Origin of the sequence: Pseudomonas sp. S11P7, from assembly GCF_023195435.1 — a bacterium.
Lineage (GTDB): Bacteria > Pseudomonadota > Gammaproteobacteria > Pseudomonadales > Pseudomonadaceae > Aquipseudomonas > Aquipseudomonas fluorescens_G.
This window is the reverse complement of the sequence record NZ_JALPKS020000002.1, coordinates 3,335,568-3,358,946: the sequence shown is the minus strand read 5'-3', so window position 1 is coordinate 3,358,946 and position 23,379 is coordinate 3,335,568. Positions and strand designations below refer to the sequence as shown.

The 23,379-nt window shown below is 60.4% G+C and carries 20 protein-coding genes and 5 tRNA genes; 21 read left to right on the top strand and 4 right to left on the bottom strand.

Annotation, left to right across the window (positions count from 1 at the left end; all coding sequences use genetic code 11):
- Window positions 1–123 precede the first annotated feature (123 nt).
- From M0746_RS15555 to M0746_RS15515, 9 genes are all read left to right on the top strand, one after another.
- Window positions 124–546 (top strand): hypothetical protein, encoded by a 423-nt coding sequence (locus tag M0746_RS15555; protein ID WP_258449816.1) that lies wholly within the window; start codon window positions 124–126, stop codon window positions 544–546.
- Entirely contained in the window at window positions 536–1,771 is a 1,236-nt protein-coding gene (locus M0746_RS15550) for an EAL domain-containing response regulator (RefSeq protein WP_258449815.1), read from the top strand. The genes M0746_RS15555 and M0746_RS15550 overlap by 11 nt, the downstream gene beginning before the upstream one ends.
- 90 nt (window positions 1,772–1,861) lie before the next feature.
- Window positions 1,862–2,302, top strand: a complete 441-nt coding sequence (locus tag M0746_RS15545) for a chemotaxis protein CheY (protein WP_258449814.1) — start codon at window positions 1,862–1,864, stop codon at window positions 2,300–2,302.
- 144 nt (window positions 2,303–2,446) lie between these two features.
- Entirely contained in the window at window positions 2,447–3,073 is a 627-nt protein-coding gene (locus M0746_RS15540) for a response regulator transcription factor (RefSeq protein ID WP_258451491.1), read from the top strand.
- A gap of 9 nt (window positions 3,074–3,082) precedes the next feature.
- Window positions 3,083–6,298 (top strand): transporter substrate-binding domain-containing protein, encoded by a 3,216-nt coding sequence (locus M0746_RS15535; RefSeq protein WP_258449813.1) that lies wholly within the window; start codon window positions 3,083–3,085, stop codon window positions 6,296–6,298.
- A 173-nt stretch (window positions 6,299–6,471) separates the two neighbouring features.
- Window positions 6,472–7,338: a pirin family protein gene (locus tag M0746_RS15530; protein WP_258449812.1), complete on the top strand. Its 867-nt coding sequence runs from the start codon at window positions 6,472–6,474 to the stop codon at window positions 7,336–7,338.
- Window positions 7,339–7,664: 326 nt separating this feature from the next.
- Entirely contained in the window at window positions 7,665–9,107 is a 1,443-nt protein-coding gene (locus tag M0746_RS15525; RefSeq protein ID WP_258449811.1) for a mechanosensitive ion channel family protein, read from the top strand.
- A gap of 81 nt (window positions 9,108–9,188) precedes the next feature.
- Window positions 9,189–9,983, top strand: coding sequence for an exodeoxyribonuclease III (gene xth, locus M0746_RS15520; RefSeq protein ID WP_258449810.1), 795 nt, complete (start codon window positions 9,189–9,191; stop codon window positions 9,981–9,983).
- A 100-nt stretch (window positions 9,984–10,083) separates the two neighbouring features.
- Window positions 10,084–10,917: an arylamine N-acetyltransferase family protein gene (locus M0746_RS15515; protein WP_258449809.1), complete on the top strand. Its 834-nt coding sequence runs from the start codon at window positions 10,084–10,086 to the stop codon at window positions 10,915–10,917.
- Here the strand turns inward: M0746_RS15515 and M0746_RS15510 are convergent.
- Window positions 10,914–11,243: a BrnA antitoxin family protein gene (locus M0746_RS15510; protein ID WP_258449808.1), complete on the bottom strand. Its 330-nt coding sequence runs from the start codon at window positions 11,241–11,243 to the stop codon at window positions 10,914–10,916. The genes M0746_RS15515 and M0746_RS15510 overlap by 4 nt on opposite strands.
- 324 nt (window positions 11,244–11,567) lie before the next feature.
- Here M0746_RS15510 and M0746_RS15505 point away from each other — a divergent pair, with 324 nt between their 5' ends.
- Window positions 11,568–13,091, top strand: a complete 1,524-nt coding sequence (locus tag M0746_RS15505) for a nucleobase:cation symporter-2 family protein (protein WP_090282630.1) — start codon at window positions 11,568–11,570, stop codon at window positions 13,089–13,091.
- Between the two features lie 119 nt (window positions 13,092–13,210).
- On the opposite strand, the gene M0746_RS15500 is transcribed toward M0746_RS15505, so the two are convergent.
- A tRNA-Asn gene (locus M0746_RS15500) sits at window positions 13,211–13,286 on the bottom strand.
- A 219-nt stretch (window positions 13,287–13,505) separates the two neighbouring features.
- On the opposite strand from M0746_RS15500, the gene M0746_RS15495 reads away from it, so the two are divergent.
- Entirely contained in the window at window positions 13,506–13,736 is a 231-nt protein-coding gene (locus M0746_RS15495; protein WP_258449807.1) for a hypothetical protein, read from the top strand.
- On the opposite strand, the gene M0746_RS15490 is transcribed toward M0746_RS15495, so the two are convergent.
- The gene (locus tag M0746_RS15490) at window positions 13,733–13,933 is read right to left on the bottom strand and encodes a hypothetical protein (RefSeq protein WP_258449806.1); all 201 of its coding nucleotides are present in this window, start codon (window positions 13,931–13,933) and stop codon (window positions 13,733–13,735) included. The two genes, M0746_RS15495 and M0746_RS15490, sit on opposite strands and share 4 nt — an antisense overlap.
- 225 nt (window positions 13,934–14,158) lie before the next feature.
- Window positions 14,159–15,355 (bottom strand): amino acid aminotransferase, encoded by a 1,197-nt coding sequence (locus M0746_RS15485; RefSeq protein WP_258449805.1) that lies wholly within the window; start codon window positions 15,353–15,355, stop codon window positions 14,159–14,161.
- A gap of 337 nt (window positions 15,356–15,692) precedes the next feature.
- Between M0746_RS15485 and uvrB the strand changes: the two genes are divergently transcribed.
- The 10 genes from uvrB (at window position 15,693) to M0746_RS15435 (ending at window position 23,321) form a co-directional block, all read left to right on the top strand.
- The gene (uvrB, locus tag M0746_RS15480; RefSeq protein WP_090282634.1) at window positions 15,693–17,708 is read left to right on the top strand and encodes an excinuclease ABC subunit UvrB; all 2,016 of its coding nucleotides are present in this window, start codon (window positions 15,693–15,695) and stop codon (window positions 17,706–17,708) included.
- Window positions 17,709–17,935: 227 nt separating this feature from the next.
- Window positions 17,936–19,417: a glutamate--tRNA ligase gene (gltX, locus tag M0746_RS15475; RefSeq protein WP_258449804.1), complete on the top strand. Its 1,482-nt coding sequence runs from the start codon at window positions 17,936–17,938 to the stop codon at window positions 19,415–19,417.
- Window positions 19,418–19,619: 202 nt separating this feature from the next.
- Window positions 19,620–19,695: transfer RNA gene (locus tag M0746_RS15470), tRNA-Ala, on the top strand.
- A gap of 79 nt (window positions 19,696–19,774) precedes the next feature.
- Window positions 19,775–19,850 (top strand) — tRNA-Glu (locus M0746_RS15465).
- Window positions 19,851–19,903: 53 nt separating this feature from the next.
- Window positions 19,904–19,979 (top strand) — tRNA-Ala (locus M0746_RS15460).
- Window positions 19,980–20,059: 80 nt separating this feature from the next.
- Window positions 20,060–20,135 (top strand) — tRNA-Glu (locus tag M0746_RS15455).
- A gap of 182 nt (window positions 20,136–20,317) precedes the next feature.
- Window positions 20,318–20,857 carry a TetR/AcrR family transcriptional regulator gene (locus M0746_RS15450; protein WP_093102857.1) on the top strand — a complete coding sequence of 180 codons (540 nt, stop codon included), beginning with the start codon at window positions 20,318–20,320 and terminating at the stop codon, window positions 20,855–20,857.
- A gap of 30 nt (window positions 20,858–20,887) precedes the next feature.
- Window positions 20,888–21,721 (top strand): alpha/beta fold hydrolase, encoded by an 834-nt coding sequence (locus M0746_RS15445; protein ID WP_258449803.1) that lies wholly within the window; start codon window positions 20,888–20,890, stop codon window positions 21,719–21,721.
- A 47-nt stretch (window positions 21,722–21,768) separates the two neighbouring features.
- Window positions 21,769–22,218, top strand: a complete 450-nt coding sequence (locus M0746_RS15440) for an acyl-CoA thioesterase (RefSeq protein ID WP_258449802.1) — start codon at window positions 21,769–21,771, stop codon at window positions 22,216–22,218.
- 143 nt (window positions 22,219–22,361) lie between these two features.
- Window positions 22,362–23,321, top strand: coding sequence for a tRNA dihydrouridine synthase (locus M0746_RS15435; RefSeq protein WP_258449801.1), 960 nt, complete (start codon window positions 22,362–22,364; stop codon window positions 23,319–23,321).
- Window positions 23,322–23,379: the final 58 nt, after the last annotated feature.

Here is a 23,379-nt window from a genome sequence, read left to right as displayed (position 1 = left end):
TGAAAAGCCCTCGGAGTATTCCGGGTGTCTTTTCAGATTTGTCCTACATGCTCCGGCGACTCTTTTGCCTAGTGTGAGGCTCTCGCGCTAGCGCGGTAATTTTTCTTCTGACAGCTGATCTCAATGACCTACAAACGCTGGCGAATCCTGATTGCTGAAGAGCAGCCCGCGCTGCAGTTCAGCGTCGGCCAATGTCTCAAAGAGCTGGGCTACCGTGCGCCGACACCGGTGCGGTCGTTCCGCGAACTGCTGGGCATGACCCATTACTCGTGCGAGCCCTTCGAGCATTTCGATCTGTTGTTGATCAACGGCCAATTGCTGGCGGCAGCGGGCATCGATCCGGTGCGCTTTTTTGTCAGCAATTCGCAGATCCGCCATGGCGTGATCTACGACGCACGACGCGGTCGGTCCTGTGCCGAATCGATCTACGCCAATCAGCGACGGCAGTTGAGCCTGATCCATACACCGGATCGCCAAACCCTCGTACCTCTGTTGGAGCAGCTCAATGGTCAAGCGATTTCCCGAGGTGTCCGAGATGTTCACTGACAAGCCGATGACGGCCGTGCCCGAACTGCCACTGCGGGTTCTGGTGCTCGAAGATCATCCGTTCCAGCGTTCCGTCGCGGTCAACATGCTGCGCGGGCTAGGCTGCCGCGAGGTTTTCGAGGCGAGTGACGGCGCTCAGGCGCTGACGGTGCTCGACACGGTCGGCACCGTCGATGTCGCCCTGTGCGACTTGCAGATGGAGGGCATGGACGGTCTGGAGTTTCTGCAGCGGGTCGGCGCTTCGGGGCAGGTCAGATCGGTGATCATCAGCAGCTCCTTGTCGGTGGATCTGCGCCGGGCGGTGCAGCAGATGGTAGCGCTGCTCGGCCTGGATCTGCTCGGCGATGTGGGTAAACCGCTGCATCAGGACGTTCTTGCGGACCTGTTGCACAAGTCCCTCGACCGGCCTGCCGCGCTTGTGCGCGTTGCGGCTGCACCGGCGCTGGCCAGCGAGTCCGCGGTGCGCCAGGCACTGGCCAGTCAGCAGTTGCACGCCTGGTATCAGCCCAAGTTCAACCTGCGCAGTGGTGAGATCTGTGGCGTTGAAGTGTTGTGTCGCTGGTTGCACCCGACACGCGGAATCCTGTCTCCGGCGCTGTTCATGCCGGTGCTTGAGCGCTGCGGCCTGCTCGACGAGTTGCTGTTCGCCCAGGTTGAACAGGCCTTGGCTGTGCAGCGCAGGGCTCGTGAGCAAGGCTTCGTGTTGAACATGGCGTTCAATCTGCAGGCGGTGCAACTGGCCAATGCCGAGCTGACTTGCAGCCTCAAAACCCTGCTGGCCGGGCAGGGTGCCTGCGGCGCGGGAGTCACGTTCGAACTGACCGAAAGCGGTTTGCTCGAAGCCCCGGCCACCAGTCTCGAAAGCCTGGTGCGCCTGCGCATGATGGGCTGCCGGTTATCGATCGATGACTTCGGTGCCGGGTTTTCCTCCTTGCAGCGTTTGTGTCAGTTGCCCTTCAACGAGATCAAGCTCGATGCTGATTTCGTCCGCAACCTTGCCCACGAACCGCGGTGCCGGGCCGCCATCAGCAGCACTCTGGCGCTGGGCGAGACCCTGGGCATGAGCGTGGTCATCGAGGGCATCGAAACCGATGCCCAACGCCGCGAACTGTTGACCCTGGGCTGCACGCAGGGCCAAGGCTACTGGTACGCGCGGCCAATGGCTGGAGCCGATTTGCTGGTGTGGCTGCAACAGCGCCGGGCCCGGCCAGCCTCGGATGAATGACCTGTTTTTTAGGAATAGTCCTACAGAGCCCTTCACGGGGCATTGCGTAGTCTTGCCCCACCCAGAAACCCTCACAGCGGGAAAATGACCATGATCAACAAAGCCCTGCGAATCCTGATCGCCGATGCACAACATTTTCACCGGATGAAAATCGAGCGCCTGTTCAACCGTCTCGATTATTACCGCGTGGCCCCGGCGCAAAGCCTCGCCGAGCTGTTGACGCTGGTCGATTACGGCTGCGAGCCGTTCGATGCGGTGGTCATCAATGCCGATCTGGCGGCCGGTTCGCTCGACCTGCTGGGGTTTTTCCTCGATAACCCGCAGGTGCGTCAGGCACTGATCTACAACGAGCGGACGGCACCCTTGCAATCGGTTGCCGGTTTCGCTCAGGACAATGTGCAGATAAGTCCTCTGGCGCTGCCGGGCCTGCCGGCAATCAGCCAGATGATGGCGCTGGTCGATGCGCCAGCCCGTCGCCGCGGGGCGGATCCTGCCCCATTCGCGGCTTTGCGCAGCGCCGCTCATGCATGAAAATTCAAAACGCGCAACTGTCAGACCTGACAGGTGATTTGCCCATCGTTCCGTGCAACAGTCGCTGCGCAGCCACTGGGTCCGGATCGGTCCATAGCGGTGGGCTGTTCGTCAGACTTTGCAGTGGGAGTGGCAATGAAGCCCATGAAGTCAGCGCTGATCGTTGACGATCATCCGGTGGTGCGCGCCGCCATCCGGATCGTGTTGCAAGCGGAAGGGTTCAAACAGATTTTCGAGGCCTCTCAGGGCAACGAGGTACTCGCCCTCGTTCGTGAACATCAGCCACACCTGATGATCCTCGATATCAACCTGCCAGCGCTCGGCGGGCTCGAAGTACTGGCGCGGATCAAGGCCAATGATCTGGAGTGCCGGGTGCTGGTGTTCAGCACCCACGATCCGTTGTTCTACCAGGAACGCTGCCTGCGCGCCGGGGCGATGGGCTATGTCACCAAGACCAATCAACTGGAGCATCTGCACAAAGCGGTTCAAGCATTGATGTCCGGCTACACCTATTTCGCCGCGCTGCCGGATAACGCCAGCGTGCTGAGCGGAGTGCAAGCCACGGAACAGCAACTTATCAATCAGCTCTCCAATCGTGAGCTGGAAATTCTGGGCAAGCTGGCACAGGGCAAGACCAACAAGTCGATCGCCGAGGACATGCACTTGAGCCACAAGACCGTCAGCACCTACAAGACCCGAGTGATGACGAAAATCTGCGTCAAATCGACGATGCACTTGTGCGACTTCGCCAAGCGCAACAACGTCATCTGAGCGACCCTCATGCGCCAGGGAGGCTGGATCGTCGGGCTGTGGCTGAGCCTGACAGCCCTGTGCGCGGCGAGTGAGGCGCCGCAGGTACTGGAGGTGCTGACCCGTACCGGCCTGGAGAATGTCCAGTTGCGCCTCGACGCGCAGGATCGGCAGTGGCTGCGTCAGCATCCGGTGTTGCGCATGGGAATTTCCGGGCGCGATTACCCGCCGTTCGAGCTCACGCGCAACCAGCATGAACTCGAAGGGCTGACCGCTGATTACGCGGACCTGCTGGCGCAATTACTGGGCATTCGCATCGAGGTTCGCCGGTTTGCCGACCGCGAGGCACTGATGGCCGCGCTCAAGCGCGGCGAACTCGATCTGCTCGGCACCTCCAATAGCTTTGAAGTTGCCGACCCGGCCTTCGTCCTGTCGCGACCCTACGCCGAAGATCAACCGATGCTGGTGACTCGCCTCGACGAGCCGTCAGCAACCGATCTGGCCGGCAAGCGCATCGCGATGGTCGAAGACTATCTGCCGCTGGCGACGGTCCAGGCGTTCTATCCGCAAGCCCATGTGCAGCGTTATTCGTCGGCGATGGATGCACTCGGCGCAGTGGCGTTCGGCGGGGATGACGTGTATCTGGGCGACTTCATCAGTGCCAATTACCTGATCAACACCAATTATCGCAACGATCTGCAATTGGCCGGTCCCTCAGGCCTGGACGCCAATGCGTTCGGTTTCGCCATGCTGCGTAGCGATGCGCGCCTCAAACGCATCGTCGACCAGGCGCTGGCGGCCATTCCCATGGAGCGCCGCCAGCGCATCGAACAGCGCTGGAGTGCCGGTCTGGCCGAGATGGCTGAACAATCGCGGGTGCAGCTCAGCGCCAGCGAACAGCAATGGCTGGACCAGCACCCGGTGGTGCGCGTCGGCGTCATCGAAGATTTCGCGCCGCTGACGTTTTTCGATGCCGCAGGCCGTCTCAGCGGGTTGTCGGCGCAATTGCTGAGTCTGATCAGCCAGCGCAGCGGGCTTAATTTTCAAATTGTGCGCGGAACGTCGCTGGATCGTCAGATCGAACAGCTCAAGGCTGGCGAGCTGGACCTGTTGCCGGTGGTGACGCCCAGCAGCGAGCGCGAAGCCGAGCTGCAATTTACCCGGGCTTATTTGAACAATCCCTTCGTGCTGGTCGCTGCGAGCAGCACACAGGTGCCGCTGAATCTGGATGACCTGGCGGGCAAACGCCTGGCGATTTATCGCGGTCACCCGTTACGCAGTTATCTGTCGGCCCGCGCCCCGCAGCTACGGCTGGTCGAAACCGCGAGCCCGGCCGAAGGCATGGCGATGATCGCCAAGGGGCAGGTCGACATCACGGTGAGCTCGTTGGTGGTGGCGCGATTCCTGATTGCACGGCACTACCGTGACCGTCTGCGCATCAGCGGTACGGTAGGGGATCAGCCAGCGCGTATTGCGATGGCAACTGCGCCGCAAATGTCGGCGTTGCATTCGATCCTGAACAAGGCGCTGTTGAGCATCGCTCCGCAACAGATGGACGAACTGGTGGAGCGCTGGAGCCACGATGTGGTCGTCGATGAAAGTTACTGGCTGCGCCATCGTCACGAGATTCTCCTCGGCTTTGCTGCGGCGGCACTCCTGCTGGCGCTGGCGCTGGGCTGGATCGTCTGGCAGCGCCGCCAGTTGCGCCGCCGCCAGCAATGGCTGCAGCAGCTGCAGGACGCCAAGGACGCCGCCGATGATGCCAATCGTGCCAAGACCACGTTTCTGGCGACCATGAGTCATGAAATCCGCACGCCGATGAACGCCTTGATCGGCATGCTCGAGCTGGCCCTGAAACGCGCGGAGGAGGGCGTGACTGACCGTCTGGCGATTCAGGTGGCATCCAATGCCGGGCAACAATTGCTGGCGCTGATCGGCGACATTCTCGATATCGCGCGGATCGAGACCGGGCATCTGTCGCTTGCGCCCGAACGCGCCAACCTGCGTGAGCTGGTGGTTTCGGTCTGTCGCGTCTTCGAAGGGCTGGCGCGGCAGAAGCACTTGCTTTGGCACCTGCAAGTTGATGCCGGCAGCGATGTCGACGTACTGATCGACCCGACACGCTTCAAACAGGTGCTGTCGAATCTTTTGAGCAACGCCATCAAGTTCACTGAAGAAGGCGAAATCAGCCTGCGTCTGCTGGTGAGCGCTACCACGGCCGAGCGGTTGGCGGTGCAGGTGCTGATCGACGACAGCGGCGTGGGCATCAGCCCGCAGGATCGCCAACGGTTGTTCAGCCCGTTCGTGCAGGCGAACAATCATTCGCAAGCAGCGCGCAGTGGGTCCGGGCTGGGCCTGGTGATCAGCCGCAGCCTGTGCGAGATGATGGGTGGCACGCTGCGACTGGACAGCGTGGCCGGTGAAGGTACCCAGGTCGAGGTCAGTCTCGAATTGCCGCTGCTGGCGGCGCTTGCTCAAGCCCCGTCCGCTCCCGTAGCGGATCTCGACGCTGGATGTTCTCTGGATGTGCTGGTAGTCGATGATCATCCGGTCAACCGTTTGCTGCTGTGCTGGCAGCTGAGCGAGCTGGGCCATCGCACGGTCGACACCGACAACGCTGACGACGCACTGCAGCGCTGGCGCACACAGGCATTCGACGTGGTGATCACCGATTGCAACATGCCGCGGCGCAACGGTTATCAACTGGCGCGATCGATTCGTGAGGAAGAAGTCTCGGCCGAGCGTACAGCGTGTCTGCTGCTGGGCTTTACCGCCAACGCGCAAGCCGAGGAACGCGTGCGCTGCCTGGCCGCGGGCATGGACGACTGCCTGTTCAAACCGATCCGTTTGCTCGATCTGGCACAGGCCCTGGCCTCAGCCAGCCACTGTAACGTGCCGGCGCAGCACGTTGCTGCCCCGGCGCTGTTGGAGATCGACTTGAGCGCGCTGGAGCAAATGGCCGGCAATGATCGCGATCTGATCGAACGTCTGCGCGGGGAAGTGCTGAACAGCCTGTATCTGGATCGGCAACGTCTGGCGCTGTTGCAGCATGACCGCGACCGCGCCGGCTTGCGCGAACTGGCGCATCACATCAAGGGCGGCGCGCAAATGGTCGGCGCGGCGCGGGTGGTGGCGGCCTGCGTCGATCTGGAACGGGCCTGTGACGATCAAACTGCGCTGTCCAGCGAGGCGATCAACGCGTTGCGTGAGGCCATGGACGGCCTCGCGCAACGGCTGCAAGCCTGACAGCGGCGCTGCGCTTTCAGGTGAGCCAGCCTGCTGGCGATTGCAGCACCCCGGATTCAAATGGGCGGTGATTGTTCTCCAGGTAGAACGCTGAGGCCGGTTTTTGCCATCTAGTCCGATATTGGTTATGCGTTTAGGATTAATCCAATGCTTTTATCCAGATTGGAGGCCCCATGAAAAACCTTATCGGTATCTACACCAGCCCGCGCGGCCATTGGGTCGGCGACGGGTTTCCGGTGCGTACGCTGTTTTCCTACGACAACCTGGGCCAACACATCAGCCCGTTTCTGCTGCTCGATCATGCCGGCCCGGCTGAATTCACGCCGACCACTGAACAGCGCGGCGTGGGTCAGCATCCGCATCGCGGTTTCGAGACCGTGACGATCGTTTACGACGGCGAAGTACAGCACCGCGATTCGACCGGCAGTGGCGGGGTGATCGGCCCCGGCGATGTGCAGTGGATGACGGCGGCGTCGGGCATTCTGCATGAGGAGTTTCACTCGGAAAACTTCGCCAGAACCGGCGGCAAACTGGAGATGGTCCAGCTTTGGGTCAATCTGCCGGCCAAGGACAAGATGGCCGCGCCGGGGTATCAGACGATTCTCGACAGTGATATTCCGCGCATCGCGCTCAAGGACAATGCTGGCAGCCTGCGTTTGATTGCGGGTGAGTTCGAGGGGCATAAAGGCCCGTCGCGCACGTTTACCCCGATTGATGTGTGGGATTTACGGTTGAACGCAGGCCGGTTGCTGACGCTTGATTTGCATGAGGGCCGCAATACCGCGTTGGTGGTGTTGAAGGGCTCGGTGCGGGTCAATGCTGGCGAGTCGGCAAGCGTCGGGCAGTTGGTGCTGTTCGAGCGCGCGGGGCGGGAGGTGTCGCTTGAGGCGGGTGACGATGCGGTAGTGTTGTTGCTCAGTGGCGAGCCGATTGATGAGCCGATTGTCGGGCATGGGCCGTTTGTGATGAATTCCGAGGCGGAGATTCATCAGGCGTTTGCTGATTTTCAGTCGGGGCGGTTTGGGCGAATGCGGGGTTGAGATGAGTCTTTTTTGGGTACATATTGTGGCTGCCCCTCACCCCAGCCCTCTCCCCCTGGAGAGGGAGCCGATTTTGGTTGGTTTCGAAACTTGCGTTCGACTCGGTATCGCAGGTCGGTTTAGCTCTCGCATCCACCTCGGTCAGTCCCCTCTCCCTCCGGGAGAGGGCTAGGTAAGGGGCTTTTGATTTTCAGCCGACTTCAAGCCTCACTCAGCCTCCCGACGTCACCGCTGGACCAGGATCAAAACAGCGTCGAAATCATTTGCTCCTACACTGTGCCAATCTGTGCGATCTTCTCGCGATTGGCCTTCGTCGGAGTTGTTTGATGCTGTCTCTGCTGACCGAACATCCGCTGTTTAGCGCGTTTATCCTGATCCTGCTCGACCTCGGTCTGTGGCGGTTGATCAGTTCCCGTGGCAGTGAGTGGAAGCTGTTGGTGCGGGTGCTGATTTTTGCCTTGTTCAGCGTGTTGCTGTTCAACGAGGGGCTCAATCCGATGGAGCCGGCGCCGTGGGCCGAGAATGTGCCGTTGCATCTGGCGGCGACCGGGTTGCAGATCGGTTGGTGGCTGTTTGGCGCGCGCACGCTGACGGTGTTGATCGGTGCGGTGATGATGCAGCGGGTCGGGCATACCGGGCGGCTGTTGCAGGATCTGCTCGGGGCGGTGATTTTTCTGGTCGCGATCATTGCGGCGCTGGCCTATGTGCTCGATCTGCCGGTCAAAGGCGTGCTGGCGACCTCTGGCGCGTTGGCGATCATTGTCGGCCTGGCTTTGCAGAGCACGCTCAGTGATGTGTTCTCGGGGATCGTCCTCAACACCACCAAGCCTTATCAACTGGATGACTGGATTTCCATCGATGGTACCGAGGGTCGGGTGACCGATATCGATTGGCGCGCCACGCGTCTGCAAACCAGCCAGGGCAGCATGGCGGTGATTCCCAACTCGCTGGCGGCCAAGGCCAAGATCATCAACTTCAGCCGGCCAAGCAATATGTTTGGCGTCGCGGTCAGCGTGCAGGTCAGCCCGCACGCGCGGCCCAGTTCGGTCATCGAGGCGCTGGAGCGTGCGATGCAGGGCTGTCGGCAATTGCTCGACACCCCGGCGCCGAGCGTCGCGCTGAAAAGCTCTGCCAGCGCTGGCGCGGAGTACGAGATCAGCGGTTTTGTTGCGTCGATGGGCGAGAAGCGTGTCGTGCGCAATCAGCTGTTCGACCTGGCGTATCGGCATTTGCAGGCGTCCGGGGTCAATCTGCTGTCGAGTAATGAAACCGGCATCGCGCCGCACTTGTCGCGCCCGCGGGCATTGCTCGACAGTTCGCCAATTTTCTCGACCCTGCGCGAGGAAGAGAAGGACACCTTCAGCCAGAACATGAACCTGCAGACCTTCCGCGCCGGCGAGATCATTCTGGCGGGCGGGGAGGTCAGCGATCATTTGTTCATTATCGAGTCCGGCGTGGTCTCGGTGACCTTGAAGCGCCACGGCAGCGTGCTCGAGTCGGGGCGCATGGGGCCGGGCGAGGTGATCGGCGAAGCGGGGATTTTGTCTGACACCGCGCTACCGGCGGACTTCACGGCGAAGACGTTCTGCGCCTTGTACCGCATCGAAAAGTCCTATCTGAAACCTTGTCTGGATGCCCGTCACGACATCCACGACGCCATGCAGGCCTTGCTCGATTACCGCCTGCACAAGGCGCAAGCGCTGACCGAGGAGACGCCCGTGGTTGCGCCGAAACGCGGCTTTCTGCAATGGCTGCGCAATCGCGCCTGAGGTCACCGCTGTTATCGAATGCAACCTGCGCGGCGCTCTCGGGGTCACTATTGGCATACCCACTGGCCGGAGTAGCAGACGATGAAAAACCTGCGGATCGCCACCTTCAACGTCAACGGCATGCGCGCGCGGCTGCCGAATCTGCTCGAATGGCTCAAGCGCGAGCAACCGGACATCGTCTGCCTGCAAGAGTTGAAATCGGTGGACAGCGCCTTTCCCGCCGCCGAGCTGGAAGCGGCCGGTTACGGCGCGATCTGGCAGGGCCAGGCGTCGTGGAACGGTGTGGCGATTCTGGCGCGCGATGCGCAACCGCTCGAGAGTCGGCGCGGACTGCCGGGCGACCCCGATGACACCCACAGCCGCTACATTGAGGCGGCGGTGCACGGTGTGCTGGTCGGGTGCCTGTATCTGCCCAACGGCAACCCGCAGCCGGGGCCGAAATTCGATTACAAGCTGGCATGGTTCGAACGGCTGATCACTTACGCGAAAGATTTGCAGAGCAGCGATCACCCGGTGGTGCTGGCCGGCGATTACAACGTTGTGCCCACCGACATGGACATCTACAACACCCGCTCATGGCTCAAGGATGCCTTGCTGCAACCCGAGAGCCGCGAATGTTATCAACGCCTGCTTGATCAAGGCTGGACCGATTCGCTGCGGCATCTGTACCCCGAAGAGCGCATTTATACGTTCTGGGATTACTTTCGTCAGCACTGGCAAACCAATTCCGGCCTGCGCATCGATCATCTGCTGCTCAACCCGGCGCTGAGTCCGTATCTGCAGGATGCCGGAGTAGACGCGTGGGTGCGCAACGAGCCGCATGCCAGCGACCATGCGCCCACGTGGATTCGCATTGGCTCGCGCAAAAAGCGCTGATGGCGATTGGCGAAATCAATTGTCGAAAAGTGCGCCCGATCCGTATACATGGCGAGCAGCAACGCAGTGAACTGCGGCCTCCCTGCCTAAGGATCGAGCAATGAGCGCGCCACGCCTGAACAATCTGAAGCTTTACCTGCAACGCCTGGGTTTCGCTGCGCCGCCACCTGCGACGCTGGACACGCTGCGTCAGTTGCAGCTACGCCATACCGGGGTTTTTCCTTTCGAGAATCTGGCGACCATCACCGGCGCGCCAGTGTTGATCGATCTGCCGTCCATTGAGGAGAAAATCCTGCTCGGTGGTCGCGGTGGTTATTGCTACGAACTCAATCACTTGTTCTTCGCGCTGCTGTTGGAATTGGGCTTCGACGCACGGGCAATCAGCGGGCGCGTAGTGATGAATCAGCCCGAAGGCAGCTGGACGGCGCGCACCCATCGCTTGAGCCTGGTCACGATCGATAACGTGCGCTACATCACCGATGTGGGATTCGGCGGCATGGTCCCCACCGCACCCTTGTTGCTCGACACCGAAGCCGAACAAGCAACCCCCCACGAATCTTATCGTCTCCAACAACAGGCTGATGGCTACATGCTCCGTGCCAACGTCGCCGGTGAGTGGCGGCCCATGTACCTGTTCGACCTGCAACGTCAGGAGGACGTCGATTACACCGTTGGCAACTGGTACGTCTCGACGCATCCGGAATCACCGTTCACTCAGCGGCTGATGATCGCCCGTACTGGCGATGGCTGGCGCAAGACGCTGAACAATGGCTCCTTCGCTATCCATCACATGGGCGCGGAGAGTGAGCGGCGCGAGGTGACCGAGGTCGATGAGTTGCTCGACGTGCTGCGATGTGAATTTGGCCTACACGTCTCTGAGTTGCCGGGTATCCGCAAGGCCCTGGCGCGGGTGATAGCGCCGGTCTCGGCCTAGGGTTTGACGTCCGGCTCGAGCACGCGGCGGATTTCGCCGATCGCGGCCGAAAGCTTCCTTTCCAGACTCTTCAGATCACTGGCGGTGATGCCTTTTTTGAACTGCCCGCTCAGCCCCGAATCTTCAGGTTGCTGGCGGGCGGTTTCGAGCAAGGCGTGGCGCAACGTATTGTTGATGACCGTCTGATAGCCGAACCCCTCATTTTCTGCGGCCGCACGCGCCGCTTCGATCACTGCGTCATCCAGCATGATGGTGATGCGGGTCTTGCCTTTGTTGGGTGCCACTGCGCCGCGTTTGCCCGCGGAAAAGTCATATTCGTCTTGCATGGTTCAAGCCTCCTGAAAATAGGCACGTCGTTCGCTCGGTGTGGCGAGGCGTGGAAAAGATTTAAACGACATTATGCATACGTTATATGCATAAAAAAAGAGCGACCGCACCGCTGGTCGCCATGAACACTTCAGCCTGGTGGGCATGTGCATGGACGCAGTGGAGGATTTGTTGCCGGATTTGTGAGGGCAGAAGCCGCAGGCTAGAAGGTTGGGTGGCTAGCTAACCATTATGTGACCGATAAGTTGTATACAACTCTATGGACATTTGTCACGGGTATTGAATACAGTGTGCGCATAACAAAAACCAGGGAACCCCCCACCATGAAAACGCCCCATGTTTCACACCCACGGCCCGAGGACGAAAATCTCGGGGTCGGCGCGAATATGGCTTACGGCCTGCAACATGTGCTGACCATGTACGGCGGTATCGTTGCGGTGCCGCTGATCATCGGCCAGGCGGCCGGCCTGTCGCCGGCGGACATCGGTTTGTTGATTGCTGCTTCATTGTTTGCGGGGGGGCTGGCGACGCTGCTGCAAACCCTGGGTCTGCCGTTTTTTGGCTGTCAGTTGCCGCTGGTGCAGGGCGTGTCGTTTTCCGGCGTGGCGACCATGGTCGCGATCGTCAGCAGTGGCGGGGAGGGCGGCTTCCAGTCGGTGCTCGGTGCGGTGATTGCGGCCTCGCTGATCGGTTTATTGATCACCCCGGTGTTCTCGCGCATTACCAAGTTCTTTCCGCCGCTGGTCACCGGCATCGTGATTACCACCATCGGCCTGACGCTGATGCCAGTGGCCGCACGTTGGGCCATGGGCGGCAACAGTCATGCACCGGACTTCGGCAGCATGCAGAACATTGGTTTGGCGGCAGTTACGTTGGTGCTGGTGTTGCTGCTGAGCAAGGTCGGCAGTGCGACCATTTCGCGTCTGTCGATCCTGTTGGCCATGGTGATCGGCACGGTGCTGGCGGTGTTCCTCGGCATGGCCGATTTCTCCAGCGTCACCACCGGGCCGATGTTCGGCTTCCCGACGCCGTTTCACTTCGGCATGCCGACCTTCCACTTCGCCGCCATTCTGTCGATGTGCATTGTGGTCATGGTGACGTTGGTGGAAACCTCGGCGGACATTCTGGCGGTCGGTGAGATCATCGGCACCAAGGTCGATTCCAAGCGCCTAGGCAATGGCTTGCGCGCGGACATGCTGTCGAGCATGTTTGCGCCGATCTTCGGTTCGTTCACCCAGAGCGCCTTCGCGCAGAACGTCGGTCTCGTAGCAGTGACCGGGATCAAGAGTCGTTACGTGGTGGCCACGGGCGGTCTGTTTCTGGTAATCCTCGGCTTGTTGCCGTTCATGGGAAGGGTCATTGCCGCGGTGCCGACTTCGGTGCTTGGCGGTGCCGGTATCGTGCTGTTCGGCACGGTGGCTGCGAGTGGCATTCGCACCTTGTCCAAGGTGGATTATCGCAACAACGTCAACCTGATCATCGTCGCCACCTCGATCGGTTTCGGCATGATCCCGATTGCCGCCCCGAGTTTTTACGACCAGTTCCCGAGCTGGTTCGCGACGATTTTCCATTCGGGGATCAGTTCGTCGGCGATCATGGCGATCCTGCTCAACCTGGCGTTCAACCACTTCACCGCCGGTAACTCGGATCAGCAGTCGGTGTTTGCCGCAGCGGAAGAGCGCACCTTGCGCTATCGCGATCTGGCGGCGCTGCGTGAAGGTGATTATTTCAGCGACGGCAAGCTGCATGACTGCGATGGCAAGGAAGTGCCGGTGATCGAGCCTGATGAACACGACCCTGGGCACGGTGCAGCAAAAGTGCAGATCAAGAGCAGCGAGCACGTTTGACGGCTGCGACTGAATAGAAAAGGGCCGATCTGTCATGGGCAGATCGGCCCTTTTCATTGGCGCTTTTCGAGCGCCCACAAAAAAGCCCCTGAATCTTTCGATTCAGGGGCTTTGCTATTTGGCTCCACAACCTGGACTCGAACCAGGGACCCAATGATTAACAGTCATTTGCTCTACCAACTGAGCTATTGCGGAATTGGTGCGTATGTTACTGATTTAAAAAGACTAGTCAAGCGCCTGATGCAAAATCGCAAGAATCTTCGGGACGGACGGTGATTTCTCAGCGATTGGCGGTTACCAGAAAAGCCCCAGAGGTCTACCATGGCCGCCCGGAAGTGGTCACACGCGCTGCCGGCCATTCGCCGCAAAGGTACGCGCCATGTCTCAAATCACTAGCAATATCGAGGTGCTCGCATGAGCACTGCACAAATCAGCCTGCCCAAAGGGATCGGCCCGCATGCGGAAAAACTCTTCGATGCAATAGCGGGGGCCAGTACTGCTGAAGAATTGAACCGCGCCGGCGGCAAGGCCGAAGGGTTCGTCCTCGGGCTTGAAAGCAGCAAGACCATCAAGAGCCAAGTGGCCGAATCGCTGTATGTGATTTACGACGATGCCGCCGCTCAGCGCTCGGCTGAACTGGCTTAACTGCCGAAAGTAATCGTGCCGAGCATCAGCTTGGCATAGGCCGCCGTGATTGCCAGTTGCACCAGCCAGAGTGCCAGACCGCCGAGGAAGACCCCGGTGGCGACTTGCAGCACCAGACTTTTTTCGCGTTTGACCGAGGCGCGCGGGATGAAATCATCCAGATCGTCACGGTCGGCGCGCAGGTTGTCGTTTTTCATAGCTGATCTCACAAGACTCTGGAATGTATTCATCACCTGTGGGAGCGAGCCTGCTCGCGAATACGGTCTGTCGGTCACGCAATGGTCGACTGACAGGTTGCTTTCGCGAGCAGGCTCGCTCCCACAGGTTCGATCTGCTGTGCAGTTTAGAGGAATGCGACATTTCCTCGGGCAAATAAAAAACGGGAAGCCCCAGGGCTTCCCGTTTTTCATCAAGCTGCGAAATCAGATGACCTGAACAATCGCATCCGTCACAGCCTTGATGTTGCTCTGATTCAACGCCGCTACGCAGATACGGCCGGTGTCCAGGGCGTAGATGCCGAACTCGTTGCGCAGGCGATGCACCTGTTCAGTGGTCAGACCCGAGTAGGAGAACATGCCGCGCTGACGACCGACAAAGCTGAAATCACGGCCCGGCGCTTTCTCTGCCAGCAGATCGACCATCTGCGTACGCATGCCGCGAATACGCAGACGCATTTCGGCGAGCTCGGCTTCCCACTGCGCGCGCAGCTCAGGGCTGTTCAGCACGGCGGCCACGATGCTCGCACCATGGGTCGGCGGGTTGGAGTAGTTGGTGCGGATCACGCGTTTGACTTGCGAGAGTACGCGCGCGCTTTCTTCCTTCGATTCGCTGATGATCGACAGCGCGCCAACGCGCTCGCCGTACAGCGAGAACGACTTGGAGAACGAGCTGGAAACGAAGAAGGTCAGGCCGGACTCGGCGAACAGGCGCACGGCAGCGGCGTCTTCGTCGATGCCGTCGCCGAAACCCTGGTAGGCCATGTCGAGGAACGGCACGTGGCCTTTGGCTTTGACCGCTTGCAGTACGTTGTTCCAGTCCGCCGGGCTCAGGTCGACGCCGGTCGGGTTGTGGCAGCACGCATGCAGAACCACGATCGAGCCGTTCGGCAGGGCGTTGAGATCTTCGAGCATGCCGGCACGGTTCACGTCGTGAGTGGCGGCGTCGTAGTAACGGTAGTTCTGCACCGGGAAACCGGCGGTTTCGAACAAGGCGCGGTGGTTTTCCCAGCTCGGATCGCTGATTGCCACGACGGCGTTCGGCAGCAGCTGCTTGAGGAAGTCGGCGCCGATTTTCAGTGCGCCGGTACCGCCGACGGCCTGCGTGGTGATGACGCGGCCAGCGTTGATCAGCGGCGAGTCATTACCGAACAGCAGCTTTTGCACAGCCTGGTCGTAGGCGGCAATGCCGTCGATTGGCAGGTAACCGCGCGAAGCGTGTTGCGCGACGCGAATCGACTCGGCTTCGATCACCGCGCGCAGCAGTGGAATTCGCCCCTCTTCGTTGCAGTACACACCCACGCCCAGATTGACCTTGGTGGTCCGGGTATCGGCGTTGAATGCTTCGTTGAGGCCCAGGATTGGATCGCGGGGTGCCATTTCGACAGCGGAGAACAGGCTCATTATTGCGGCGGCTCTGAATGGAATATGGAGGGACGTGTCGCGCTCCAGCCGGATGCACTAGAGCGGTGCACAAACGGGGAGCTAGTATAGAGGCCATTACTCGGCAATGGCGACAGGCGAATCGGCTTTTGCGCGAAGTTTTTCCGATTATTTCTTGACCGTTAGTCGCCTGCCCGTGTCAGAGTCTTTAACAGATGTAGGACGTTTGCCTTGAAAGAGCCGGCAATCGCCACCACATTGAGCACAATCCAAGTTTTTTCTTGCGCGACATCGGTCGTTTGCGGTCGTCCTCGCGGTACTCCGTCTGACTCGGAACGCCGCGATTCCAGAGGTGTGTATGTCGGAATTCCAGCTAGTCACCCGCTTCGAGCCCGCCGGCGATCAGCCGGAAGCGATCCGCCAGATGGTCGAAGGCATCGAGGCCGGGCTGGCGCACCAGACGCTGCTCGGTGTGACCGGCTCGGGCAAGACTTTCAGTATCGCCAACGTCATCGCCCAAGTGCAGCGCCCGACGCTGGTGCTGGCGCCGAACAAGACCCTGGCCGCGCAGTTGTACGGCGAGTTCAAGGCGTTCTTCCCGAACAACGCCGTCGAATACTTCGTTTCCTACTACGACTACTACCAGCCTGAAGCTTATGTACCGTCATCCGACACCTTCATCGAGAAGGACGCGTCGATCAACGACCACATCGAGCAGATGCGCCTCTCCGCGACCAAAGCGCTGCTGGAGCGCAAGGACGCGATCATCGTCACCACGGTGTCGTGCATCTACGGTCTGGGCAGCCCGGAAACCTATCTGAAGATGGTCTTGCACGTCGATCGCGGCGACAAGCTCGATCAGCGCGCACTGCTGCGGCGTCTGGCCGATCTGCAATACACCCGCAACGACATGGATTTTGCCCGTGCGACGTTCCGCGTGCGTGGCGATGTGATCGATATTTTCCCGGCGGAATCCGATCTGGAAGCGATCCGCATCGAGCTGTTCGATGACGAGGTCGAAAGCATTTCCGCGTTCGACCCGCTGACCGGCGAAGTCATTCGCAAGATGCCGCGTTTCACTTTTTATCCGAAGAGTCACTACGTGACGCCGCGCGAGACCTTGCTCGACGCTATCGAAGGCATCAAGGTCGAATTGCAGGAACGTCTGGAATACCTGCGCAGCAACAACAAACTGGTCGAAGCCCAGCGTCTGGAGCAACGCACCCGCTTCGATCTGGAGATGATTCTCGAGCTGGGTTACTGCAACGGCATCGAAAACTACTCGCGCTACCTGTCCGGACGCCCGGCCGGTGCCGCTCCGCCAACGCTTTACGATTACCTGCCGGCCGACGCCTTGCTGGTCATCGACGAGTCCCACGTCAGCGTGCCGCAGGTCGGCGCGATGTATAAGGGCGACCGCTCGCGCAAAGAAACCCTGGTCGAATATGGCTTCCGCCTGCCTTCGGCGCTGGATAACCGGCCGATGCGTTTCGACGAGTGGGAAGGGGTCAGCCCGCAGACCATTTTCGTGTCGGCAACGCCGGGCAATTACGAAGCGGAACACGCCGGGCGCGTGGTCGAGCAAGTGGTGCGTCCGACCGGCCTGGTCGACCCGCAGGTCGAAGTTCGCCCGGCGCTGACCCAGGTTGATGACCTGCTCTCGGAAATCACCAAGCGCGTAGCGGTGGAAGAGCGGGTGCTGGTTACCACGCTGACCAAACGCATGGCCGAAGACCTCACCGATTACCTCGCCGACCACGGCGTGCGCGTGCGTTATCTGCACTCGGACATCGACACCGTCGAACGCGTCGAGATCATTCGCGACTTGCGCCTTGGCGTGTTTGACGTGCTGGTCGGCATCAACCTGTTGCGCGAAGGCCTGGACATGCCGGAAGTCTCGCTGGTGGCGATTCTCGATGCCGACAAGGAAGGTTTCCTGCGTTCCGAGCGTTCGCTGATTCAGACCATCGGCCGCGCGGCACGTAACCTCAATGGCCGGGCCATTCTGTATGCCGATCGGATGACCGGTTCGATGGAGCGGGCGATTGGCGAAACCGAACGCCGCCGTGAGAAACAGATCGCTTTCAACCTCGAGCACGGCATCACGCCGAAGGGCGTGATCAAGGATGTCGCCGACATCATGGAAGGCGCCACCGTGCCGGGCTCGCGCAGCAAGAAGCGCAAAGGCATGGCCAAGGCTGCCGAAGAAAACGCCAAGTACGAAGCCGAACTGCGCTCGCCAAGCGAAATCACCAAACGCATCCGCGCGCTGGAAGAGAAGATGTACCAACTGGCGCGCGATCTGGAGTTTGAAGCGGCGGCGCAAATGCGTGACGAGATTGCCAAATTGCGTGAGCGTCTACTCACAGTCTAAGGAGGATCGTTCCCACGCTCTGCGTGGGAATGCAGCCCCGGACGCTCTGCGTCCCATCGATCATTGTGTATCCCTGTGGGAGCGAGCCTGCTCCCGAATGGCGTTCACACAAATCGGACGGCCTAGCGCATCCGGCTTAAATGCCCTGCCTGCTGGAGCCGGGCGGGTGTCGCCTGTTACCATTCGCCGCTTGATTGTTCTGCTTTTCATTCTTTTCGAGACATGCCATGACCACCGTCCGCACTCGCATCGCGCCATCGCCTACCGGGGACCCCCACGTAGGTACCGCTTACATCGCATTGTTCAACTACTGCTTTGCCAAGCAGCATGGCGGTGAGTTCATCCTGCGCATCGAAGACACCGACCAGTTGCGTTCGACCCGCGAGTCCGAACAACAGATCTTCGACGCCCTGCGCTGGTTGGGTATCGACTGGAGCGAAGGCCCGGACGTCGGCGGCCCGCACGGCCCGTATCGGCAGAGCGAGCGCGGCGACATCTATCAGAAGTACTGCCAGCAACTGGTCGACATGGGCCATGCCTTCCCGTGCTTCTGCACCGCTGAAGAACTCGATCAGATGCGCGCCGAACAAATGGCTCGCGGCGAAACCCCGCGCTATGACGGCCGCGCGCTGCTGCTGTCGAAGGAAGAAGTCGCGGCGCGTCTGGCCGCTGGCGAACCTCATGTGATCCGCATGAAAGTCCCGAGCGAAGGCGTTTGCGTGGTGCCGGACATGCTGCGTGGCGACGTCGAGATCCCGTGGGATCGCATGGACATGCAAGTGCTGATGAAGACCGACGGCCTGCCGACGTACTTCCTCGCCAACGTGGTCGACGATCACCTGATGGGCATTACCCATGTGCTGCGCGGTGAAGAATGGTTGCCGTCGGCGCCGAAACTGATCCTGCTTTACGAATACTTTGGCTGGGAACAGCCAGAGCTGTGTTACATGCCGCTGCTGCGTAACCCGGACAAGAGCAAGCTGTCCAAGCGCAAGAACCCGACTTCGGTGACGTTCTACGAGCGCATGGGCTTCATGCCCGAGGCGATGCTCAACTACCTCGGCCGGATGGGCTGGTCGATGCCGGACGAGCGCGAAAAGTTCTCGCTGCAGGAAATGGTCGACAACTTCGACCTCAAGCGCGTGTCCCTTGGCGGGCCGATTTTCGACATCGAGAAGCTGTCGTGGCTCAACGGCCAGTGGCTGCGCGATCTGCCGGTGGAAGAGTTTGCCGCGCGCGTGCAGAAGTGGGCGTTCAACTCCGAATACATGATGAAGATCGCGCCGCACGTCCAGGGCCGCGTCGAAACCTTCAGCCAGGTCGCACCGCTGGCCGGGTTCTTTTTTGCCGGCGGGGTCAATCCGGACGCCAAATTGTTCGAGTCGAAAAAGCTCTCGAACGATCAGGTGCGCCAGTTGATGCAGTTGATTCTGTGGAAGCTGGAAAGCCTGCGTCAGTGGGAAAAGGACAGCATCACCGCGACAATTCAGGCGGTGGTCGAGTCGCTGGAGTTGAAACTGCGCGACGCGATGCCGCTGATGTTCGCCGCGATCACCGGCCAGGCCAGTTCGGTGTCGGTGCTTGATGCGATGGAGATCCTCGGACCTGACCTGACCCGTTTCCGCCTGCGCCAGGCAATCGACCTGCTGGGCGGCGTGTCGAAGAAAGAAAACAAGGAGTGGGAAAAGCTGCTGGGCGCCATCGCTTAAGCAGGTCTGAGCCAGTATGACGGCAGCCGAAGGCCGCGATCTTTTCATCCGGCCTTCGGCGCTTCTCCCTGATTTACGGGGGGAGGGCGGTAAGTGATTGTTATCCCGACGAAAAATTTTGAAATTTTTCAAAAATAAGTTTGACAGGGTTTCGATACGCCCTTAAGATTCGCCCCGTCCTCAGCGATGACATCAACGATGAGGGGCTATAGCTCAGCTGGGAGAGCGCTTGCATGGCATGCAAGAGGTCGACGGTTCGATCCCGTCTAGCTCCACCAATTTACACTTCAAGGCCTGGCCACACCGGCCTTGAAGCGATCAACACTCAGCGTTGGTCAGTTGTATAGAAGGGTTTGCGTCCCCTTCGTCTAGTGGCCTAGGACACCGCCCTTTCACGGCGGTAACAGGGGTTCGAGTCCCCTAGGGGACGCCAGTTTTACAGAAGCGATGTTGCAAAATGTCGCTCCGCCGCGAGGCGAAAAATCCGGGGCTATAGCTCAGCTGGGAGAGCGCCTGCATGGCATGCAGGAGGTCAGCGGTTCGATCCCGCTTAGCTCCACCAATTTTACAGTTCAAGGTCTGGCCACACCGGCCTTGAATCGATCAGCACTCAGCACTGATCAGTTGTATAGAAGGGTTTGTGTCCCCTTCGTCTAGTGGCCTTGGACACCGCCCTTTCACGGCGGTAACAGGGGTTCGAGTCCCCTAGGGGACGCCACGATTACCCGCTCTGCGGGATTTTATAAGGGTCATTCAATTATTGAATGGCCCTTTTGTTTGTCTGGCGTTTGGCCAACTCTCCTTTTTCCTTACACTGTGCTTCAGACCAGCGGTCATATCCTTGACTTGCAGAATATTATTATGCGAATAATATTCTAGTCGTAATATTCGGAGGCAACGATGAACGATAAAAAAGCTCAAACCCGCGAACGCATCCTCAAGGCTGCCAGCGCCGCGCTGATCCAGCGCGGCCCGGCGGACCCCAGCGTGGGCGAAGTGATGGGCGCGGCCGGCCTGACCGTCGGCGGCTTCTACGCGCACTTCGAAAGCAAGGACGCGATGATGCTCGAAGCGTTCAAGCAACTGCTGGGTCGGCGTCGCGACCTGATTGCCGACATGGATGCCGAGTTGACCGGCGAAGAGCGTCGCGCCCTGGTTGCCGCGTTCTACCTGTCGCGCAAACACCGTGACTCGAGCGAGGCGGCTTGCCCGATTCCCGCTTCGATCGGTGAATTGGGTCGTTTGCCGGAGTCGTTCCGCCTGGCGCTGAACGAGCACCTGGAACTGATGGTCGCGCAACTGGCGGCCAGCCCCGAAGACACCGATAAGGCCTTGGCTGACGTGGCGTTGATGGTGGGCGGTCTGGCGCTGGCACGCGCGCTCGGCCCTGGAGATTTATCCGATCGATTGCTGCGCGCCGCCAAGTCGGCGGTGCGTTGACCTGAAGGCATCCTGCCTGAGGAGAGAGCGATGAACGCGTTGAAGTGGGTTCGTGGCGTTAACGGTACCTTGGGCTGGATTGCACCGAAACGGGTGGCGAGCAAAATGCGTCTGGTGTTCATGACACCGCGCGCGCTGCCCCTGCGCGACTGGGAACTGCCGATGCTGGCCAGTGCCGAGCGCATCACCTTGCGCTTCGGTCTCTCCGCATTGCGTTGGGGCCAGGGCCCGGCGGTGCTGCTGATGCATGGTTGGGAAGGGCGGCCAACCCAGTTCGCCGCGTTGATCACGGCACTGGTCGGTGCCGGTTACACCGTCGTTGCCCTGGACGGCCCGGCCCATGGGCGTTCGCCGGGGCGCGAAGCCAATGTGGTGTTGTTTGCCCGCGCCATGCTCGAAGCCGCGGCTGAGTTGCCGCCGCTGCAAGCCGTCATCGGCCATTCCATGGGCGGTGCCAGCGCGATGCTCGCTGTGCAAATGGGCTTGCGTACTGAAACCCTCGTCAGCATCGCCGCGCCGGCACGCATTCTCGGTGTGTTGCGTGGTTTTGCCCGTATGGTTGGCATGCCGCCGCGCGCGCGCGCGGCGTTTATTCGTCAAGTCGAGCAGGACGTCGGCATGCGCGCCGCGACCCTTGATGTGGCGCGCTATCAATTGGATATGCCCGGCCTGATCGTGCATGCCGAGGACGACAATTTTGTTTCGGTAAAAGAGTCGCAGTTGATCCACGAGGCCTGGTTCGACAGTCGTCTGTTGCGCCTCGAAAGCGGCGGGCATCAGCGGGTGCTGGCCGACCCTCGAGTCATTGATGGCGTGTTATCACTGCTGGCCGGTCGCAGCCTTCAGGCGCGCCAATCGGCGTAGGCATCCGTTACACTGCCCCGGTTCAATACATCGACCGGGAGTGGGGCATGGGCTGGGATCGGGCAACGCCGTTTACCATTGATCTGCAAGTAGGTGCCGAGGACATCGACGGGCTGGGTCACGCCAATAATGCGGTTTATGTGACCTGGCTTGAGCGCTGCGCCTGGCGCCACTCGCAGCGTCTGGGTCTGGATCTGGTCGAGTACCGGCGACTGGATCGGGCGATGGCCGTAGTACGCCATGAAATCGATTATCTGGCTGCTGGCTACGAAGGCGACGAACTGCAATTGTCGACCTGGATCGTCGATTGGGACCAGCGCCTGAAAATGACCCGGCATTTCCAGCTCAAGCGCCCGAGCGACAACGCCACGCTGTTGCGTGCGCAGACCACGTTTGTCTGCATCGAATTGTCGACGGGCAAGCCCAAGCGCATGCCAGCCGAGTTCATCGAAGGCTACGGCCCGGCGATCCAGCTCCCGGCAACCACTCAAATCTGAACCTGTGGGAGCGAGCCTGCTCGCGAAAGCGGTCGGTCAGTTGATATAGGCATAACTGACCCGACGCCTTCGCGAGCAGGCTCGCTCCCACAGGGCGTAATCCAGTAAACTGCCGCACGTTTTTCTTCAAGTAGTGTGTTCCCATGCAAATTGCTCTGGCGCCCATGGAGGGGTTGGTCGACGACATCCTGCGTGACGTGCTGACCCGCGTTGGCGGCATCGACTGGTGCGTGACCGAATTCATCCGGGTCAACGATCAGTTGCTCACGCCAGCCTATTTCCACAAGTTCGGCCCTGAGCTGCTCAATGGTGCACGCACGGCCTCCGGTGTGCCGTTGCGCGTGCAATTGCTCGGTTCCGATCCGGTATGCCTGGCAGAAAACGCAGCGCTGGCCTGCGAACTCGGTTCCGAGGTGATCGACCTCAACTTCGGTTGCCCGGCCAAGACCGTCAACAAGTCCCGTGGCGGCGCGGTACTGCTCAAGGAGCCGGAACTGCTTAACCAGATCGTCGAGCATGTCCGCCGCGCGGTGCCTGCGCACATTCCGGTCACGGCGAAAATGCGCCTTGGTTTTGATAGCCCCGACGGCTCGCTGGTCTGCGCCACGGCGCTGGCCGAGGGCGGCGCCGAGCACATCGTGGTTCACGCGCGGACCAAAATGGACGGCTATAAACCGCCGGCACATTGGGAGTGGATTCCCCGGGTACAAGACGTGGTCAAAGTGCCGGTGTTCGCCAATGGCGATATCTGGAGCGTCGAAGACTGGCGCCGCTGCCGCGAGATCAGCGGCGTCGAAGACATCATGCTCGGTCGTGGACTGGTGTCGCGCCCGGATCTGGCCCGGCAGATCGCTGCGGCCCGCGCCGGTGAAGAAGTGGTCGAGATGACCTGGGCCGAGCTGATGCCGTTGATTCAGGATTTCTGGCTGCAGGCCAAAGCGCAAATGACTGCGCGCCAATCGCCGGGTCGCTTGAAGCAATGGCTGGCGATGTTGACGCGCAACTACCCGCAAGCTACCGAACTGTTCACGGTGTTGCGCCGCGAAACCGAGCCCGATCAGGTCTCGCGTCTGCTCGGTCTGCCGTTCGTCGAGGCCGCATAAAAAATCTGAAAATAATCTCTTGAAACGCAAACAGCGGTCCCTATCTAAGGGGTACGCG

What these genes read in the sequence shown, in the direction of transcription:
- M0746_RS15450 (WP_093102857.1), top strand. Translation starts at nt 20,318, where the DNA reads ATGAACGATAAAAAAGCTCAAACCCGCGAACGCATCCTCAAGGCTGCC.
- M0746_RS15510 (WP_258449808.1), bottom strand. Translation starts at nt 11,243, where the DNA reads ATGCAAGACGAATATGACTTTTCCGCGGGCAAACGCGGCGCAGTGGCA.
- xth (WP_258449810.1), top strand. Translation starts at nt 9,189, where the DNA reads ATGAAAAACCTGCGGATCGCCACCTTCAACGTCAACGGCATGCGCGCG.
- M0746_RS15445 (WP_258449803.1), top strand. Translation starts at nt 20,888, where the DNA reads ATGAACGCGTTGAAGTGGGTTCGTGGCGTTAACGGTACCTTGGGCTGG.
- M0746_RS15555 (WP_258449816.1), top strand. Translation starts at nt 124, where the DNA reads ATGACCTACAAACGCTGGCGAATCCTGATTGCTGAAGAGCAGCCCGCG.
- M0746_RS15435 (WP_258449801.1), top strand. Translation starts at nt 22,362, where the DNA reads ATGCAAATTGCTCTGGCGCCCATGGAGGGGTTGGTCGACGACATCCTG.
- M0746_RS15535 (WP_258449813.1), top strand. Translation starts at nt 3,083, where the DNA reads ATGCGCCAGGGAGGCTGGATCGTCGGGCTGTGGCTGAGCCTGACAGCC.
- M0746_RS15505 (WP_090282630.1), top strand. Translation starts at nt 11,568, where the DNA reads ATGAAAACGCCCCATGTTTCACACCCACGGCCCGAGGACGAAAATCTC.
- M0746_RS15495 (WP_258449807.1), top strand. Translation starts at nt 13,506, where the DNA reads ATGAGCACTGCACAAATCAGCCTGCCCAAAGGGATCGGCCCGCATGCG.
- uvrB (WP_090282634.1), top strand. Translation starts at nt 15,693, where the DNA reads ATGTCGGAATTCCAGCTAGTCACCCGCTTCGAGCCCGCCGGCGATCAG.
- M0746_RS15540 (WP_258451491.1), top strand. Translation starts at nt 2,447, where the DNA reads ATGAAGTCAGCGCTGATCGTTGACGATCATCCGGTGGTGCGCGCCGCC.
- M0746_RS15515 (WP_258449809.1), top strand. Translation starts at nt 10,084, where the DNA reads ATGAGCGCGCCACGCCTGAACAATCTGAAGCTTTACCTGCAACGCCTG.
- M0746_RS15525 (WP_258449811.1), top strand. Translation starts at nt 7,665, where the DNA reads ATGCTGTCTCTGCTGACCGAACATCCGCTGTTTAGCGCGTTTATCCTG.
- M0746_RS15545 (WP_258449814.1), top strand. Translation starts at nt 1,862, where the DNA reads ATGATCAACAAAGCCCTGCGAATCCTGATCGCCGATGCACAACATTTT.
- M0746_RS15490 (WP_258449806.1), bottom strand. Translation starts at nt 13,933, where the DNA reads ATGAAAAACGACAACCTGCGCGCCGACCGTGACGATCTGGATGATTTC.
- gltX (WP_258449804.1), top strand. Translation starts at nt 17,936, where the DNA reads ATGACCACCGTCCGCACTCGCATCGCGCCATCGCCTACCGGGGACCCC.
- M0746_RS15530 (WP_258449812.1), top strand. Translation starts at nt 6,472, where the DNA reads ATGAAAAACCTTATCGGTATCTACACCAGCCCGCGCGGCCATTGGGTC.
- M0746_RS15485 (WP_258449805.1), bottom strand. Translation starts at nt 15,355, where the DNA reads ATGAGCCTGTTCTCCGCTGTCGAAATGGCACCCCGCGATCCAATCCTG.
- M0746_RS15440 (WP_258449802.1), top strand. Translation starts at nt 21,769, where the DNA reads ATGGGCTGGGATCGGGCAACGCCGTTTACCATTGATCTGCAAGTAGGT.
- M0746_RS15550 (WP_258449815.1), top strand. Translation starts at nt 536, where the DNA reads ATGTTCACTGACAAGCCGATGACGGCCGTGCCCGAACTGCCACTGCGG.